This is a genomic window from Bhargavaea beijingensis (assembly GCF_900101985.1).
Taxonomy (GTDB): Bacteria; Bacillota; Bacilli; order Bacillales_A; family Planococcaceae; genus Bhargavaea; species Bhargavaea beijingensis.
In genome coordinates this window covers 116,699-133,815 of the sequence record NZ_FNAR01000002.1, presented here as the reverse complement: position 1 = coordinate 133,815, position 17,117 = coordinate 116,699, and the positions used below count along the sequence as shown (strand labels likewise).

The following is a 17,117-nucleotide window of genomic DNA, read 5'->3' as shown; positions in this document are numbered from 1 at the left end:
TTATTTCCTGATTATACCACGGCTCATGCGGGCGGTTTCTTTTGCCGCTAACTCTCTTTCAACTACCGAAACAGTTTACTTTTGCCGCCAGCAGGGATAGAATAAAACAAAAAGTTGCACACGGGAAACTTTTTTAATTAAAGCAAAGGTGATGATATCAATATGGCGCTTGCTGTAAACGATTTGCGCGTTTCGTATGACGGCAAAGAAGTGCTCCGGGACGTGCATTTTTCGGCACCGTCCGGCCGCCTGACCGGCATCATCGGCCCGAACGGCGCAGGGAAATCAACGCTCATGAAAGCGGTGCTCGGCTTGTTGGCCATCGACCGCGGTACGGTCCGGTTCGATGGAAAGCCACTGAAAAAGATGCGGCACCGGATTGCATATGTTCCTCAGAGAAGCTCGATCGACTGGGACTTTCCGATTAACGTGCGGGACACCGTGTTGCTCGGTTCTTACCCTTCGCTCGGCCTGATCCGAAGACCGGGCCGTCCGGAAAAAGAAGAAGCGCTCCAAAGCCTCCGGAAAGTCGGCATGGAGGAATATGCAACCCGGCAGATCGGCCGGCTGTCAGGCGGACAGCAGCAGCGGGTGTTCCTCGCCCGCGCCCTGCTCCAGCACGCGGATCATCTGTTCCTAGACGAACCGTTTGTCGGTGTTGACGCAGCGAGCGAAGACGTCATCATCGGCCTGCTCAAGGAATTGCGGGACGCCGGCAAAAGCATCTATGTCGTCCACCACGATTTGTCGAAGGCAGTGGCCTACTTTGATGATCTCCTGCTGCTGAACGGGGAGGTGGTGGCGTACGGTCCTGCAAAGGAAGTACTCCGCCCGGAACACCTCGGTCAGGCGTACGGCGCATTCGGCAGCCTCATTGCCGGGGGTGAAAGCCGATGAGCGGCTTTCTTGCAGATGTCCTTGACTACGGATTCCTCCAGAAGGCGATGTTCACTTCGGTGATAGTCGGCATCATCTGCGGGGTCATCGGCTGCTTTATCGTGCTGCGCGGCATGTCGCTCATGGGCGACGCCATCTCCCACGCCGTCCTGCCGGGCGTCGCAATTTCCTATATGCTCGGGGTCAACTACTTCTACGGAGCGGTTGTCGCGGGTGTGCTGACGTCGGTCGGCATCGGCTTCGTCAGCGAAAAAAGCCGCATCAAGAACGATTCGGCAATCGGCATCATCTTCTCCGCTTTTTTCGCCCTCGGGATCATACTCATGGCAAAAGCGGCAAGCAGCGTCGATCTGACAAGCATCTTGTTCGGGAATGTGTTGGCGGTGCGCTCCGCCGACATGTGGACAACGCTCGCCATCGGTGTGATCGTCCTGATCACGGTCACCATGTTTTATAAGGAGCTGCTCGTCACGACGTTCGACCCGACACTCGCCGCGGCTTTCGGCCTGCCGAACCGGCTTATCCACTACGCGGTCATGGTGCTGCTCACTCTCGTCACGGTCGCCTCACTCCGGACCGTCGGCATCATTCTCGTGGTCGCGATGCTCATCACGCCGGCGTCGACCGCATACCTGCTCACCGATCGGCTGCCCGTCATGATCGGGCTGTCGGCCCTGTTCGGCGCACTTTCCTCATTGATCGGGCTGTATATCAGTTTTAATTACAACCTGTCCTCGGGAGCCGTGATCGTGCTTGCCGCGACCGCCCTCTTCCTCCTCGCCCTGTTTTTCTCGCCGAAGCAGGGACTGCTCTGGAGGAGCGTCCGCACCTCGAGGAACCGCAAAGCGGCATACACCGGCGACTGATTTCCGGCATGCCGGAGAACTGGAAGGGAACCCTCTCCCGCTGAATAAATGATTGAGTTCCAGAAGAAAGGAGATTTTCAATTGAAGAAATCGAATTGGGCGGTGCTTGTCCTTTTGCTTATGGCGGCATTCACACTCGGTGCATGCGGCAGCAAAGATAGTGCCGGCCCACCCGCCAAGGATCCAGCGGACGGCAGCAAAGACAAACTGCATGCCGTCGTGACCTTCTCGATCCTCCACGACATCGTGAACGAAGTCGGCGGCGACCGTGTTTCCGTCCATAGCATGGTGCCAATCGGAACCGCCCCTCATGAATACGAACCGCTTCCTGAAGATGTGAAGAAAACCGCGGACGCGGATGTGATCTTCTATAATGGACTGAACCTTGAAGGCGGCAAGGAAGGCTGGTTTTTCCGCCTTCTCGATACGACCGGGGCAGACGGGTCGAAAGTGTTTGAACTCATGGAAGGCGTAGAGCCGCTTTATCTATCCGACAACAAAGGCCAGGAAGGCGAAATCAATCCGCACGCCTTTCTCGACCCGACCGTCGGCATCCAAATGGTCGAGAACGCCCGGGATGCCTTCGTGAAAGCGGACCCGGCACACAAGGATGAATATGAGGGGAACGCGGAAAAACTGCTGGACCAGCTCCGCGGCATTGACCAGGAATACAAAGACAAAATCGCCGACATTCCGGAAGAAAACCGCATTCTCGTGACGAGCGAGCGCGCCTACCAGTACTTGGCGAACTCATACGGCCTGGAGGAAGGCTACATCTGGGCAATCGACACGGAAGAAAACGGCTCCCCCGCACAGATCAAGTCGCTTGTGAACCTGATCCGCGAACGGGAGGTACCGGCTCTGTTCGTGGAATCGAACGTCGACCGCCGCCCGATGGAGACCGTTTCAAAGGAGACCGGTGTTCCGATTGTGCATGAACTGTACTCGGACGAACTCGGCAAGCCCGGATCGGAAGGCGGAACCTACCTCGACTTTCTCCGGTACAATATTGAGAACATCCATGATGGATTATCGAAATAAAATAAAGCCGGCGGGGAACAGGATGGACCTGTTCCCCGCCGGCTTTTGTATGGTGCGGTTTTATGATCAAGCGGTGTGAGCTTAGCGGTTCAGCGGAAAAAGGCAGGCCGGGCGTTGATGTCCTTGACGCTTCCGCCGCTCCTCTGCTTCTGCAAACTTCCGGACTCCATGCGCCTTCCCGTTGCCCTTTACACCGTCTGCCCCATCTGCTCGCGCAGTTTCGCCTTGAGGAACTTGCCGACGGTAAACACCTTGCCTGCGCTAAGTACCATCAACTTACTCGCCGGGCTCTACAAGCATGAGTGGTTCATCTAGGAAGATGAACCACTCATGTTGCATTAAAACTCACGAATATTAATCCCTGAATAACTTGGTGAAGAGGTGAGTTTTTGAATACCTTTTAATCTTCATACCTTTTGTATAAGATAGAGAAAAGATTGTTCGAAGAACACCTATGTTTAATGTAAAGAATGAGGAACTTTTAGAACTAGTATAAGAAAGACTGTTGATAAGCGCCTCGGGCGCCCAAAATATAACCATACAATTAGAACATTCATTGCAGCCAGCATTTGATAGGGGGGAGTGTTTGTGAGCCGTAGTGAACTCCAGACGAGAAGAATGTACAATTACTTTATCGAGGCGACAGAAGAAGTCATACGCAAAGAAGGCACCAAAAATATTACTGTCAGAAAGGTGGCCGACCTGGCCGGCTTCACCGGATCAACAATTTATAACTACTTTGATGAATTTTCTCATCTCGTCTTTTTTGCGTCCATGCGTCTGATGGAAGGGTATAACGAAGACTTGGCTGACTATATGAGCAAAGCCGAAGATAGCTTGGAGAAATATTTCTTGGCATGGGATTGTTTCTACAAGCACTCGTTTTTAAAGCCGGACATATTCAACATCATCTTCCTCTCCGACCTGGGGACAAATCCAAATGAGCTGATTAACCGTTATTACACAATCTATGAAAACGAGCTTAACCGCCTTCCTGAACAATTGCGATTTATTGTGTTGGAAAACGATTTATTTTCAAGAAACCACTCTCTCCTTTATGATGCGGTGAAGGACCGGAACATTTCACAAACTCAGATTGACTCTTTGTTATCGATTACTATTCTGACATGGAAAGGGATGCTGGTCTCATTAATCAATAATCGCGTCCCTTCCTCACCAGTAGAACTCGCGGAACAAGGCGGAAAATATGTGCGAGAGCTGACCCTTCATTTTCTAAACGAAAGCACGACAGTGAACGAGCATTGAATAATACTCCGGCCCGAGATCTCCAAAGAGAGCCTCGGGCCGGAGTATTATTTAAAGTTTACGCAAAATTTCTCTTGCGGCTTCGTAACCTGTCTTTATCGCTGTTTCTGTATATAAGGTACCTAAATAATCTCCTGCAAGAAACAGACGGCCTGCAGGTTTCGTAAGCGCTTTTTGCAGCTTTGCCCGTCCCGGAAAACAATAAGCCAAGCCGAGCGGGAATTTTCTCACTTGGGCTTCAACGACTTTTTGACGGAAACCCGGGAAGATCTCTTCAATATCTCTCAAATACGTTTCAATGATTTCATCATCACTTTTGTCGATAAGCTTTCTGGCTAATGTTGCCGGTGAAAATGTCATTATACTGCTTCCTTTGCCACGTTGTTCCTCCCACGAACGCACCAAATTGGACATGTTAAAGAAAACATTGAATGATCGTTTAGGCGTAGCAATCGCATATGCGTCATCCCAAATTTCCGGTTGGTTTTCGTCAGTCAAGAAAGCCGCACTTACATAAGGTCCATATTTAATCTTTCCCAGAGCTTCGGCGATCTCAGGGTCAATATTTGCTGCGACTTTTTTTGTAACCGGGGCAGGCGTTGCGAGAATCGCGTACCGGGCTTCCTCTTTGAAGAGCTTTCCGTTTTGCCTGTATGTAACGAGCACGGAATTAGGTTGTTGAATCACGGATTCAACCGTTGCACCACTTTGCACTTTGTCTCCAAGAGATTCTGCAATTGTGTTAATCAGTGTGGAGGGCCCCCCATGAATATTTCTGGAAAGCCCTTCTCCTTTATCCCATACCAAGTGGAAGTAACCGATCCCAGCACCTGCAGATACTTCTTCCGGATCACCAGCCGAACGGCTGACTGTTGGCCGGAAAATCGCATCAGCATCTTCGGGAAGTTGCCCTACATAGTCAGTGAACGTCCTGTCGTTTTTATAATTGTAGATTCTTTCCTGATGCTGCCTAAAGTCCTCACCTGGCCTGGGAGAGACTACTTTCCCATACTTCATGACAGCTAACCTGACTTTTGCCCCAGCTTTTAAAATGGCAAGCCTTGATTTCCAAGACATCGGCATGCGAAACGGATAAGTTTCCACTCTGCCGTCCAGCAAGACTTTTCCGTTCATTGCAAGACCGGTCACCGCACCGGGTACCGACGAAGCCTCTACCCCCACCGACCGAAGCAGGCGGTCAGTTGCCGAATTTGCACCACTATACACATGTCCTCCCCAATTAAGCCAGTACTTCCCCCTTCTTTCAGAAGCCACACGACCTCCGAAACGCTGTTCAGATTCTAACAAAAGTATATTTTTATCCCTTAATTCCCATGCGGCCGACATCCCTGCAAGACCTCCACCGGTAATAATTACGTCTTTCATTATTCCCACCCTTTCAGAAAACATGTTCATTTTATGAATAAGTTCTGAATTATCTTATCATGACTATTTAAAGTTGCGCAATAAATATTTCAACTATTTACATTCATCGAAATTTAATATAAAATAAAACACGTTCATTCTATGAATGCGTTTTCAACTGAAGGGAGGAGAATTCAGAATGAAGTTATCTAGGACAGACTGGATGCAATGGAAAGTTACACTGATTGCTTCGGGAGGATATTTTCTGGATGGATACATCTTGGGGATTATCGGCCCGGTGTTGCTCGCTATGAATTTTGAGTTCCAGCTTTCTCCGTACGATCATGGCCTGCTGGCAAGTTCCATTTTGGTCGGAATATTAGCAGGGGCTGTAGTATTCGGATATATTACAGATAAAATAGGTCGTCAGAAATTAATGATTTTCGATCTGGCTGCCTTTGTCATACTTTCAGTTTGCCAATTTTTCGTACAAGACGTCAGCCAACTTGTGTTGCTCAGATTTTTATTAGGTGTTGCAATCGGTGCCGACTATGCTCTGGCCTCCCCTCTTGTTGCAGAATATACAAATAAAAGAAACAGGGGACCGATGTTAGCAACTGTTTTGACCTCTTTCTATGTGGGTTATATTGGAGCTGTACTTGTCAGTATTGTTCTTGCAGACATTGGTGAATCCGCTTGGAGATGGATGTTGCTTTCCAGCGCTATTCCGGCCATCATTATCTTCCTGCTCAGGCTGGGAATTCCTGAATCCCCTAAATGGCTTATCAACAAAGGCAAAATTGACGAGGCAAGAGAAGTTGTTAAAAAGTACCTGGGTGAAGACTTGGATCCCGAGACCATAAGAAACGAAATCAACAAACCTACATCATACTCAATGATTTTCCAGAAAGGATACCGTCAGCGCCTTGCGTTCGCTTCAATTTTTTGGGCTTGTCAGGTCGCCCCATACTTCGCGATATTTAGCTTTGTTCCGGTCGTACTAGAAGGTTTAAACATCGAGGACCCTCTAACTGGGGAACTCATCTTAAATGCGCTGGTCCTCTTCGGAGCGGTTATCGGTTGTTTCTTGGTTAACAGGGTTGGCCGCAGAAAATTGATGATCATTCCGTTTGCTATCACTATTATTCCACTTACACTGTTGGGACTGTTTCCTGAGGGCAATAGCTTATTCGTTATTATTTGTTTTGGTGTGTATGCTTTGGCATACTCGGTCCAAAGTGTTCTGCAGTCCGTTTATCCGCCTGAATTGTTTCCGACAGAAATTCGCGGAACAGCGATGGGTTTTGCGAGCGGTGCCAGCCGGATCGGCGCTGCTATCGGAACCTATCTGTTGCCGATTGGCATTGCGACAATTGGAATTGGCCCGTCGATGCTTTTCGGCTCGGCCATTCTGCTTTTCGGTACAGTCATCTCAATAATGTGGGCTCCTGAAACGGCCAATATGTCGTTGGAAGAAACTAGTGCTCTTTCCGGAACAGAAGCAAGTGTTCAAAACAAGACTATATTGGGCGCTAATCAATAAAGAAAACCGGTCCCCTGCAATGTTGCACGCAGAGGACCGGTTTTCTTATTTTGGTTGATGTAGTTCCGCCAATACATCGCTTTCACTGATATCTCCATTCAAGAAATACGGCGCAGAATCCTTGATAACATCGATTAATCTTTACACCGTCTGCCCCATCTGCTCGCGCAGTTTCGCCTTGAGGAACTTTCCGACGGAGGTTTTCGGGATTTCATCGACAAAAACGACGTTGTCCGGAACCCACCATTTGGCGAATTCGCCTTCGAGATAGTCGAGGAGTTCCTGCTTTTTCTCATCGGTCCGGTCGATGCCATCTTTCAGGACAACGCACGCAAGCGGGCGCTCGAGCCACTTTTCATGCGGGACGGCGATGACGGCGGCTTCGAAGACGGCTTCGTGGGTCATGAGCGCGTTCTCGAGGTCGACTGAGGAAATCCATTCACCGCCCGACTTGATCAGGTCCTTGGTCCGGTCTGTGATTTTGATATAACCTTCCGGCGTCATGACGGCAATGTCGCCGGTATAGAGCCAGCCGTCCCGGAATGCTTCCTTCGTGCGCTCGTCCTTGTAGTATTCGTCCGCGATCCACGGACCGCGGACGGTCAGTTCGCCCATCGTCTTTCCGTCCCACGGCACTTCGCCGTGTTCATTGACCACACGGGTGTCGATGCCTGCGATGGTCATGCCCTGCGAGGCACGGAGATCGAGCCTTTCTTCTGCGGGCAGTTCTGCCACAGAAGCGGTGTAATTCGACAAGCTGACGAGCGGTGACGTCTCGGTCATGCCGTAGCCGACGATGAACGGGATGCCGTACTTTTCCTCAAATGCCTTGATCAGCCCTTTCGGAGAAGCGGAGCCGCCGCAGACAATGGCGCGAAGTGAGCTGATGTCGCGCGGTTTCTTCTCGAGCGCCTTTAGAACCCCAAGCCAGATGGTCGGCACGCCCGCGGTGAGGGTCACTTTTTCCTGTTCAATCAGGTCAAGGAGGACATCGGGGTTGAATCCGCCCGGTCCCGGAAGCACCTGTGTGGTGCCGAAGAAAACACCGGCGAACGGCATGCCCCAAGCATTCGCGTGGAACATCGGGACGACCGACAGCGCGATGTCCCGCTCCGAAATCCCCATGCCGTCAACCAGCCCGAGCGCATAGCTGTGCAGGACGAGTCCTCGGTGCGTGTAGACGACGCCCTTCGGATTGCCGGTCGTCGCGCTTGTATAGCACATCCCGGCAGGCGTGTTTTCGTCGAGGTCATCCGGGAACTCGAAGTCGTCCGCCGCTTTTGCCATGAGTGCTTCATAGGAATGGACGTTTTCCGGAGCGGTGTCCGCAAGCTTGTCCGAATCCGACATGACGACGATGTGCCTGACCGTTTTCAGCTGCGGCGCGAGCTTTTCAATCAGCGGGAACAAGTCGTCGTCGACAAGCAGAATCTCGTCTTCCGCATGGTTGATGACATAGACGATATGCTCAGGCGACAGGCGGATGTTGATCATGTGCAAGATTGCGCCGGCGCAAGGCACGCCGAAGTAGGCTTCCAGGTGCCGGTGCGTGTTCCATGCGAACGAGCCGACCTTCGTCCCCCGCTCCATGCCGAGTGCGGTGAGGAGTGATGCGAGCTTCCGGGTGCGTTTCGCGAATTCGCGGTACGGGATACGGTGCGTCTGTGTGGCGGTCTTCGAGATGATCTCCTTGTCCGGGAAATAGCGCTCCGCGCGATCTACGAACGTCTTTAGGATCAGCGGCGTTTTCATCATTTAACATCCATCTCCTCTTGTATGGTAGTTTGGCGATGGTGATGGTCTGGTTGCGGATGAGGCGGCATGGCATGTATGGCGGCTGGCCGGCTGTAAGTGTTACCGACGCCGGGTCAGCTTTTTTTCCAGTGCGGATGATTGTCCAGTTCGCCCGGACGGAGAACCGGCGTCAGGCAGAAGTCGGTCCGGAGGGAGACGTCGAGCCAGTGGCTGAGAGGTTCCGCCTGGAAGTAGCGGGCGACTTCTTCGTGGTGATCGTCCCGGTCCTTCCAATCCGGATGGCCGGCAAAGTCGCAGAAGGCGTGCCAGAACTTGTCTTCGAGCGCGCCGAGCGCGACGTATCGGCCGTCGGCGGTCGGGTAGATGGCATAGCGGGCGCGTGAGCCGTCGAGGTCCGGCACTCCGCGGTCGGACAGGCCGGCTTGTTCAAATGCCTGATGGACACTTTGCCAATGGGTGAGCCCATCGGTGATCGAGACGTCGAGGCGGGCGCCTTCCCCGGTTTTCATCTTCCGGACAAGTGCGGCGAGGACGGCTTCGGCGACGAAGTGCCCGCCGGCAAAGTCGGCCAGCGTGTTTTTCGGCTGGACCGGCCGGCCGTTTTCATCCGTGAGCTGTGACAGCACGCCGGACAGCGCCAGGTAATTCAGGTCGTGGCTGCCGGCCTTGGCGTATGGGCCTTCCAGGCCGTAGCCGGTCATTGAGCAATAGATGAGTCCCGGATTAAGCGCGGACAGCTTGTCCGCGCCGAAGCCGAGGCGCTCCAATGTGCCGGGACGGAACGATTCAATCAGGACATCCGTCTCCCTGACCAATGCGTTCATCCGCGTGCGGCCCCCTTCCGACTTCAGATCCAGCTCGACGATGGTCTTTCCGGCGTTCTTTTTGTCATGAATCAGCCCTCCGGCAAAGCGGCGGGCAGGTTCCCCTCCGGGCGGCTCGACCTTCGTGACGTCGGCGCCCATCTCGGCGAGGCGGTAACTCGAATAGGGTCCCGGCAGATAATATGTGACGTCCAGCACCTTTATGCCTTCGAGGAATCCGCCTCCTGGAGGGCGGACAGCAGTGTGATCGCAGATTTCGCTCTTGCCGGTCATGTCTTTTTTCCTCCCGACAGCCCCATGTTTTTCGCGATGATCATTTTCATGATTTCGTTTGTGCCGGCGTAGATCGACATGACCGGGATGTCGCGGTACCAGCGGGCGATCTTGTATTCTTCCATATAGCCGTAGCCCCCGTGGAGCTGCATGCATTCGGCAGCGGCCTTGCGCGCGGTTTCGGTGATCCAGTATTTCGCCATCGACACCTTCGTCACGATGTCTTTGCCGTCGAGATGGTCGGCGATCAGCGACTCGAGGAACGCCTTTCCGAGTTCGGCTTCCGTCGCGAGCTCCGCCAGCTTGAACTGTGTGTTCTGGAACGCGGCGACCGGCCGGCCGAACGCCTCGCGGGATTTGACATAGCCGATCGTACTTTCGAGCATGTCTTCCATCGCGGTCTGTGCGCCGATCGCCACGGTGAGCCGCTCCTGCTGCAGCTTTTCCATCATGTAACGGAATCCCTTGCCTTCCTCACCGAGCAGGTTCGAAACCGGAACTCGGCAGTCCTCAAAATAAAGCTCCGCCGTGTCCTGTGAATACATGCCGACCTTGTCGAGCTTCCGGCCTTTCGTGAAGCCCGGAGTCCCTTCTTCGATGAGGAGCAAGCTCACGCCGCGATGTTTCGGCTCCGCCTTCGGGTCGGTCTTCACCGCGACCAGTGCCAGGTTCGTATTGATCCCATTCGTGATGAACGTCTTCTGGCCGTTCACGACGTAATGGTCCCCGTCTTTGATGGCGGTCGTCATGATGTTGGCAAGGTCCGAACCGGTCCCGGGTTCGGTCATGGCGATCGAGGTGATGGAGTCTCCAGTCACACAGCCCGGCAAGTAGCGTTTTTTCTGTTCATCGGTCCCGTACGCTTCGATGTACGGCACGACGATATCATTGTGCAGCCCGACACCGGTGAGCCCGGCTCCGACACGCTCCATCTCCTCTTCAATCACGACACCGAAACTGAAATCCAGGCCGAGCCCTCCGTACTTTTCATCCACTTGCGGGCAGAGGAACCCGAGCTCCCCAAGTTTTTTCCAGAACGACTTCGGAATCAGGCGGTCCTGTTCCCATTGTTCATAATGCGGCACAGCTTCTTTTTCGAGAAACTTCCGGAGTGACTCCCGGAACAGGTCATGTTCTTCCGTCTCCCATCGATAACGCGGCATGGCGACCACTCCCTTCGTTCATTTCAGTTGGATTGGATTCGCGGCCGCAACTCACCATTTCGCGTTCGAATCCCCGCAGTTAGCGTCCGCTCCCTCCACTCCTCTTACTTCGGCTGCATCCGGATGGCGCCGTCCAGGCGGATGACGGTGCCGTTCAGCATGCGGTTTGTGACGATCGATTCGACGAGCCGGGCGTATTCTTCCGGCTGGCCGAGGCGTTTCGGGAACGGCACCATCTGTTCGAGAGCGGTGCGGGCGTTGTCCGGCAGGCCGTCGAACATCGGCGTATTGATGAGGCCAGGGGCGATCGTCATGACGCGGATGCCGTATGCAGCAAGTTCGCGGGCGATCGGGAGTGTCATGCCGGCGACGCCGCCTTTGGATGCACTGTAGGCGACCTGGCCGATCTGGCCTTCGAATGCGGCGACGGAGGCAGTGTTGATGATGACACCCCGTTCCCCGTCTTGTCCGGGCTCGTTGTCCGTCATGGCGTCCGCGGCGAGGCGGATGACGTTGAATGTTCCGGTCAGGTTGACGCGGATCACCTGCTCGAACTGCTCAAGCGGGTGGACGCCTTTCCTGCCGATCAGTTTGCCGGGCGTGCCGATGCCGGCACAGTTGACGACCGTGTTGAGTCCGCCCATTGCCTGTTTTGCGGCTGCCACGTTTGCGGCCACGACTTCCCCGTCGGCGACGTCCGTCTGATAAAAGAAGGCACTGCCTTCCCCAAGCTCGGCCGCGTATGCCGCGCCTTTTTCTTCATTCACATCGAAGATGGCGACTTTGCCGCCGGCTTCAATGATTCGTTTCGCGGTCGCGCCACCGAGGCCTGATGCCCCGCCGGTGATGATCGCCTTTACGTTGTTCATGTCCATCCTGAATCCCCCTATTCTGACTGAACGCTCATTCAAAGCATTCCGTCATTCTTCATCCAATCGTTCAATCACCGTGGCGTTGGCCATGCCCATGCCTTCGCAGATCGCGAGCAGCCCGTATCGTCCGCCGGTCCGCTCGAGACGGTTCATGAGTGTGACGAGCAGTTTCGTTCCCGTCGCTCCAAGCGGGTGGCCGAGCGCGATGGCGCCTCCGTCCACGTTCAGCTTCTCCGGGTCCGCTCCGGTTTCTTTGAGCCATGCAAGCGGAACCGGCGCGAATGCTTCATTCACTTCATAGGTGTCCACCTCACCGATCGAGAGGCCGGCTTTCTCCAACACTTTCTCCGTTGCGGCGATCGGCCCCGTCAGCATCAATGTCGGATCCGAGCCGACAACGGAACGCGCGATGATGCGGGCCTTCGGCTTGAGTCCGAGCCGGTCCGCCTTTTCGCGGGACATCAGCAGCACCGCTGATGCGCCGTCGCTCATCTGGCTGGCGTTGCCGGCCGTGATGACGCCATCTTCCTTGAATACCGTCTTGAGGCCGCCGAGCACGTCCGGCGTCGACCCTTCACGCGGGCCCTCATCCGTGTCAAATAGGTTTCCGTCCGCCGTTTCCACAGGAACGATCTCGTCCCTGAACCGGCCTTCCCTGATCGCCTCAAACGCGAGCTCATGGCTTTTTGCGCTGTATTCATCCAGCTCCCGCCGGCTCATGCCCCATTTTTCGGCGATGCGTTCAGCGGACAGGCCCTGGTTGATGATTTCGTAATGCGACGTGAGTTTTTCGCTCGGCTCCGCGTCCCCGACGTTCGAGAACATCGGCTCGCGCGTCATGCTTTCCACGCCGCCCGCGATGACGATGTCCATGTCTCCCGCGGCAATCGCCTGCGCGCCGAAGTGGACGGCCTGCTGGCTCGATCCGCACTGGCGGTCGATTGTAACGCCCGGCACCTCGATCGGGAATCCGGCAATTAGTGCTGACGTCCTGGCGATGTTGCCGCCCTGTTCCCCCGATTGCGTCACGCAGCCGAGGATGACATCTTCCACTTGTTCCTTTCCGACACCCGCGCGCTTCACGAGTTCATCCAATACGGCCGCCGCCAGTTCATCCGCACGGATGCCGGAAAGCGCCCCCTTGCGGCGGCCGACCGCCGTGCGGACCCCTTCCACGATCACAACTTCTCTCATTCTCTCTCCCCCTTTTATCGAAATAGAAAGACTATTCTTGAAAGAATCGTATCATGAAAACGCTCTCAACGTCCATATCATTCGACGGCCGGATGTACAATCCGGTCCCGGCGGAAATCAGCCTCTGGACCTAGGTGGAAATCAACACGCAGCCCGTTCGGAAAAAACGTGTCTCTGCCTACAATAAGGTTAACAACGAAAGGAGGCGGAAAACTTGAAGAAATTTCTGCTGATCACCATCGGAATCGTCGCAGGGATCACCGTCCTTGCCAATCTCGGCGCGATCATCGGTCTCGCCATCTCGGCCGCCATCATGTATGCCGGCTACCACTACTACAAGCGGAGCGCATCCGGCTTCGCGCGCTTTTGCTGGGCAGCGGTCGGCATCATCGGCCTCTTGACTGCCATCGGCAATATCCCGGCATTTATCGGTCTGCTTGCGGTTGCGGTGCTCTGGTATGTGTACCAAAAGTGGAATGCCCGTGCAGCGGTGCTGTCCGGAACCGACAGCGACCCGTTCGCCAACTTCGAACGCGAGTGGAACAACATCACGAAATAAGACCCCCACAAGGAGGAATCGCTATGAACTCACTGTTCAACCGCATCAAGTACACCGTCCAGGCCGACCTTCATGAGCTGCTGGACAAAAAGGAAGAAAAGAACCCCGTCTCCCTTCTGAATGAATACCTGCGCCAGGCTGAAAAGCAGACAGAAGCGACAGGCCGCCTGCTGGACCGGCAGGCGAAGCTGAAAGAAGAACTGGAAAAGGAACGGAATGAAGCGGCAGCCATGCTGAAAAAGCGCCGCGGCCAGCTGGAACTTGCCGAGAAATCGGGCGTGGAAGATCTGGTCGGCTTTGCCCGTGACGAAATCCGTGCCTACGGCAACCGCGTCAATGAACTTGACCGCACGCTTGCCGAAACAGATGCCGAACTGATCGGTCTTGAGCGCAAGTACGAAGAGATGAAGCATAAAATCAAGGACATGAAAGTGCGCCAGCTCCAGCTGATGAGCAAGGAAAATGTCACGCGTGCCCACCGCCGCATGGACCAAGTCATTCAGGACGAAAGCAGCGGGATTGCCCCTTACTCCGAAATGAAGGCATACGTCGAACAGCTCGGAGGAAAGATCGAGAAAGAACACGGCCATGACACGATGGAGCGACGGCTGGATGCGCTTGCCATCATCGAACAGGCCGAAAACACCAAAGAAGCCGATCAGGAGACCGTTTGACGGGGACATCGGCGCCAAGATTTTGTAAGATGGGAAGGGGGAGATCCCCCTTCCCTTAACATTAGTCTAAGATTAGCGGGACGGGCGGCTGCCCGCTCCGCTTGGTCCTTAATTCGCCCGGAAGGAGGTCCGCGCCATGCATGTTTCGTCCGATCAGATCCGTTTTACCCTCGTTGCGTTTGTGCTGCTTGTGTTTGTCGAAGCTGCGTTTTTCCAGGACGGCAGCATCATCTTTGTCCTCATCGGCGGCGCGCTGGCCTATTTCGGTTTCCGGCACCGCAACAAATGGCTTCTCTGGACGGGCGTATTCTTTCTCGGAATCGCGGTGCTGTCCCTCTGGAGCCTGCGGCTGCTCGTATTCGGCGTGCTCGTCTACATTTTCCTGAGCCTCTGGAAAGGCGTGCCGGCAGAGGAAATCACCCGGCCGCTCCGCGAAACGCGCACCGAGACACCAAACGGCATCCTGAAAAACCGGCTGTTTTCCGTCCAGTCTACCCCGTTCAGCGCCTATGAGTGGGAAGACGTCCACATCCAGGGGCTGTTCGGCGATCTTCACGTCGACGTGACGGAGACGGTTCTTCCCAAGGGGACATCGCTCATCTCCATCCGGCAGGGCATCGGCAAGGTCCGCGTCGACGTGCCTTATGAGATTCCGGTCCGCGTGCATTACACGACGCTTCTCGGCGACTCCCGGCTGTTCGGCCGTCACCAGAACCGCCTGTTCAATGAACAGCTTCATATGAAGGATGGCTACGGTACGGAAGAACGCCCGGCGTCCGAATTGATCATCACGGTCGCTACCTGGTTCGGGGACGTGGAGGTGATGCGGAAATGAGGCATGTGCTCACACGTGGTGCCGCCCTGTCCCTCCTGTTTCTTGCCGTGTCAGCGGGCATCCTCTTCCTTCTGCTCGGCGTGCCCGACAAAGACTGGTGGTTCCTGATCAAAGAAGAACGTTACGGCCTGCCGGCTGCCGTTTGGATTGCGGCCGGTTCGTTTGCCGCCGGCTGGCTGATCGCTTTCTGGGCGTCGGGGCTTGTCCGTTCGAACATCCGCGCGGTCGAACAGCGTCTGTACGGCCTGCTTGAGACGGTGCCCGCCAAAAAGCCGCGAAAGCTCCCCCGCCCCACCGAGCGCGCGGTCGGTGAAGTGGAAAGCCTCCTCACCACCCAGCGCGATCGGCTCAAGGAGATTTCCGACACGCGGGCGGAAAACCAGGAGCAGATGGTCCAGGAGCGGCTCGTGCAGGAACGCCAGCGGCTTGCCCGCGAGCTGCACGACTCCGTCTCCCAGCAATTGTTCGCCGCCTCGATGCTGTTGTCCGCGATGGCGGAAAAGGAACGCGCCGAGACCGGTTCGGCATCACGGACGCTCGGACAGGTCGAGAAAACCGTCCAGCAGGCGCAAGTCGAAATGCGGGCACTGCTCCTCCATCTCCGCCCGGCCCCGCTCAACGACAAGACACTGTCGGAAGGGCTCCGCGGCCTCCTTCACGAATTGGATGAAAAGGTCCACTTCACGATCCGCGGCCGAATCGAGGACGTCCCCCTTTCCAAGGGCGCCGAGGACCATCTGTTCCGGATTGCCCAGGAAACGCTGTCGAACACGCTCCGCCACGCCAAGGCGACCGAGCTCGATGTGCTGTTCGTCGAGCGGGACGGCCTCGCGATTTTCCGTGTGCAGGACAACGGCGTCGGTTTCCGGGATGGCGACGGCAAAAGCGGATCCTACGGTCTGCGCAATGTGCGCGAACGCGCCGTGGAGATCGGCGGCACATGCAAGATTGTCTCGGTGCCGTCGCAGGGAACGATCGTCGAAGTGAAACTCCCGGTGACGCGTCCCGAAGAAGATGGCCAGCCGGAAACAAAAGCGGAAACCGCCCCTCTTCCCCACACAGAGGAAAAGGCGGACGGACAACCGGAAGAAATGGAGGAAACGAAATGATCCGGGTACTGCTTGCGGATGACCATGAAATGGTGCGGATCGGCGTGTCCGCTTACCTTCAGGTCCAGCCCGACATGGAAGTGGTCGGCGAGGCTACGAACGGGCGCGAGGCGGTCGATCTCGCGCTCCGGCTGCGGCCGGACATCATCCTGATGGACATGGTGATGCCGGAGATGAACGGTGCGGAGGCGACGGCCGCCATCATGAAGGAGTGGCCGGAGGCGAAGATCATGGTCGTCACCAGCTTCCTCGATGACGACAAGGTGTACCCGGCGCTTGAGGCCGGGGCGTCCAGCTACATTCTGAAGACTTCCAAAGCGTCGCGCATCGCCGACGCGATCCGCGACACGCTCGGCGGACGGACGGTGCTCGAGCCCGAGGTGACGACGAAGATGATGCAGCGCATGCGCGGTACGGCGCGCGCGCCGCATGACGAACTCACCGCCCGCGAGATGGAGATATTGCTTCTGATTGCAAAAGGCAAAACGAACCAGGACATTTCCGACGAGCTGTTTATCGCCCTCAAGACCGTCAAGACGCATGTCTCCAACATCCTCTCGAAGCTTGGCGTCGACGACCGCACGCAGGCCGCGGTGTACGCCTACCAGAACGGCCTCGCTGAATAAGAAAATCCGCGGCAAGGCCGCGGAAAAGCAGGTGTATGTGATTGAACAACAACCAGAATTCCAAATTGATCCCCGTGGCGGTCATCTTGCTGATCGCCGCTGTCCTGTTCCTGAACGTCGTCCTGCCCGCGCTTTCCTTCCGGTGGATGATGGTCATCATCATCGCCGTGATTGGCGTCTCCGGCGCACTCGTGATGTTGTGGATGCGGCGGAAAGGCGGCGGGGAGTGAGTTGGCGGAAAGAGGCGCGATTTAT

17 protein-coding genes are annotated in these 17,117 nt (G+C 55.4%); 11 read left to right on the top strand and 6 right to left on the bottom strand.

Annotated features, from left to right (window positions below):
* Window positions 1–156: 156 nt before the first annotated feature.
* The 4 genes from BLT01_RS02455 (at window position 157) to BLT01_RS02440 (ending at window position 4,070) form a co-directional block, all read left to right on the top strand.
* On the top strand, window positions 157–897 hold the full coding sequence (locus BLT01_RS02455; RefSeq protein WP_092094234.1) for a metal ABC transporter ATP-binding protein: 741 nt from the start codon (window positions 157–159) through the stop codon (window positions 895–897).
* Window positions 894–1,763, top strand: a complete 870-nt coding sequence (locus BLT01_RS02450; protein WP_092094232.1) for a metal ABC transporter permease — start codon at window positions 894–896, stop codon at window positions 1,761–1,763. The genes BLT01_RS02455 and BLT01_RS02450 overlap by 4 nt, the downstream gene beginning before the upstream one ends.
* A gap of 81 nt (window positions 1,764–1,844) precedes the next feature.
* Entirely contained in the window at window positions 1,845–2,804 is a 960-nt protein-coding gene (locus tag BLT01_RS02445) for a metal ABC transporter solute-binding protein, Zn/Mn family (protein WP_092094525.1), read from the top strand.
* Between the two features lie 588 nt (window positions 2,805–3,392).
* Entirely contained in the window at window positions 3,393–4,070 is a 678-nt protein-coding gene (locus BLT01_RS02440) for a TetR/AcrR family transcriptional regulator (protein WP_092094230.1), read from the top strand.
* Window positions 4,071–4,121: 51 nt separating this feature from the next.
* On the opposite strand, the gene BLT01_RS02435 is transcribed toward BLT01_RS02440, so the two are convergent.
* On the bottom strand, window positions 4,122–5,456 hold the full coding sequence (locus tag BLT01_RS02435) for a flavin monoamine oxidase family protein (RefSeq protein WP_092094228.1): 1,335 nt from the start codon (window positions 5,454–5,456) through the stop codon (window positions 4,122–4,124).
* 178 nt (window positions 5,457–5,634) lie between these two features.
* Here BLT01_RS02435 and BLT01_RS02430 point away from each other — a divergent pair, with 178 nt between their 5' ends.
* Entirely contained in the window at window positions 5,635–6,978 is a 1,344-nt protein-coding gene (locus tag BLT01_RS02430; protein WP_176764998.1) for an MFS transporter, read from the top strand.
* A gap of 141 nt (window positions 6,979–7,119) precedes the next feature.
* Here BLT01_RS02430 and BLT01_RS02425 read toward each other — a convergent pair whose 3' ends face one another.
* The 5 genes from BLT01_RS02425 to BLT01_RS02405 form a co-directional block, all read right to left on the bottom strand.
* Entirely contained in the window at window positions 7,120–8,733 is a 1,614-nt protein-coding gene (locus tag BLT01_RS02425; RefSeq protein ID WP_092094223.1) for a long-chain fatty acid--CoA ligase, read from the bottom strand.
* 113 nt (window positions 8,734–8,846) lie between these two features.
* Window positions 8,847–9,830 (bottom strand): CaiB/BaiF CoA transferase family protein, encoded by a 984-nt coding sequence (locus tag BLT01_RS02420; protein ID WP_092094221.1) that lies wholly within the window; start codon window positions 9,828–9,830, stop codon window positions 8,847–8,849.
* A complete protein-coding gene (locus BLT01_RS02415) occupies window positions 9,827–10,993 on the bottom strand; it encodes an acyl-CoA dehydrogenase family protein (protein WP_092094219.1) in 1,167 nt (388 codons plus the stop codon). The genes BLT01_RS02420 and BLT01_RS02415 overlap by 4 nt, the downstream gene beginning before the upstream one ends.
* A gap of 104 nt (window positions 10,994–11,097) precedes the next feature.
* Window positions 11,098–11,868: an SDR family NAD(P)-dependent oxidoreductase gene (locus tag BLT01_RS02410; RefSeq protein WP_092094217.1), complete on the bottom strand. Its 771-nt coding sequence runs from the start codon at window positions 11,866–11,868 to the stop codon at window positions 11,098–11,100.
* 45 nt (window positions 11,869–11,913) lie between these two features.
* Entirely contained in the window at window positions 11,914–13,059 is a 1,146-nt protein-coding gene (locus BLT01_RS02405) for a thiolase family protein (RefSeq protein ID WP_092094215.1), read from the bottom strand.
* A gap of 214 nt (window positions 13,060–13,273) precedes the next feature.
* Here BLT01_RS02405 and BLT01_RS02400 point away from each other — a divergent pair, with 214 nt between their 5' ends.
* The 6 genes from BLT01_RS02400 (at window position 13,274) to BLT01_RS02375 (ending at window position 17,092) form a co-directional block, all read left to right on the top strand.
* On the top strand, window positions 13,274–13,618 hold the full coding sequence (locus BLT01_RS02400; RefSeq protein ID WP_092094213.1) for a lmo0954 family membrane protein: 345 nt from the start codon (window positions 13,274–13,276) through the stop codon (window positions 13,616–13,618).
* 23 nt (window positions 13,619–13,641) lie between these two features.
* The gene (locus BLT01_RS02395) at window positions 13,642–14,292 is read left to right on the top strand and encodes a PspA/IM30 family protein (protein WP_092094211.1); all 651 of its coding nucleotides are present in this window, start codon (window positions 13,642–13,644) and stop codon (window positions 14,290–14,292) included.
* Window positions 14,293–14,428: 136 nt separating this feature from the next.
* On the top strand, window positions 14,429–15,127 hold the full coding sequence (gene liaF, locus BLT01_RS02390; RefSeq protein WP_092094209.1) for a cell wall-active antibiotics response protein LiaF: 699 nt from the start codon (window positions 14,429–14,431) through the stop codon (window positions 15,125–15,127).
* Window positions 15,124–16,236 carry a sensor histidine kinase gene (locus tag BLT01_RS02385; RefSeq protein ID WP_092094207.1) on the top strand — a complete coding sequence of 371 codons (1,113 nt, stop codon included), beginning with the start codon at window positions 15,124–15,126 and terminating at the stop codon, window positions 16,234–16,236. The genes liaF and BLT01_RS02385 overlap by 4 nt, the downstream gene beginning before the upstream one ends.
* Window positions 16,233–16,862 carry a response regulator gene (locus tag BLT01_RS02380; RefSeq protein ID WP_092094205.1) on the top strand — a complete coding sequence of 210 codons (630 nt, stop codon included), beginning with the start codon at window positions 16,233–16,235 and terminating at the stop codon, window positions 16,860–16,862. Before BLT01_RS02385 ends, BLT01_RS02380 begins: the two co-directional genes overlap by 4 nt.
* A 41-nt stretch (window positions 16,863–16,903) precedes the next feature.
* On the top strand, window positions 16,904–17,092 hold the full coding sequence (locus BLT01_RS02375; protein ID WP_092094203.1) for a hypothetical protein: 189 nt from the start codon (window positions 16,904–16,906) through the stop codon (window positions 17,090–17,092).
* The last annotated feature ends 25 nt before the right edge of the window (window positions 17,093–17,117 follow it).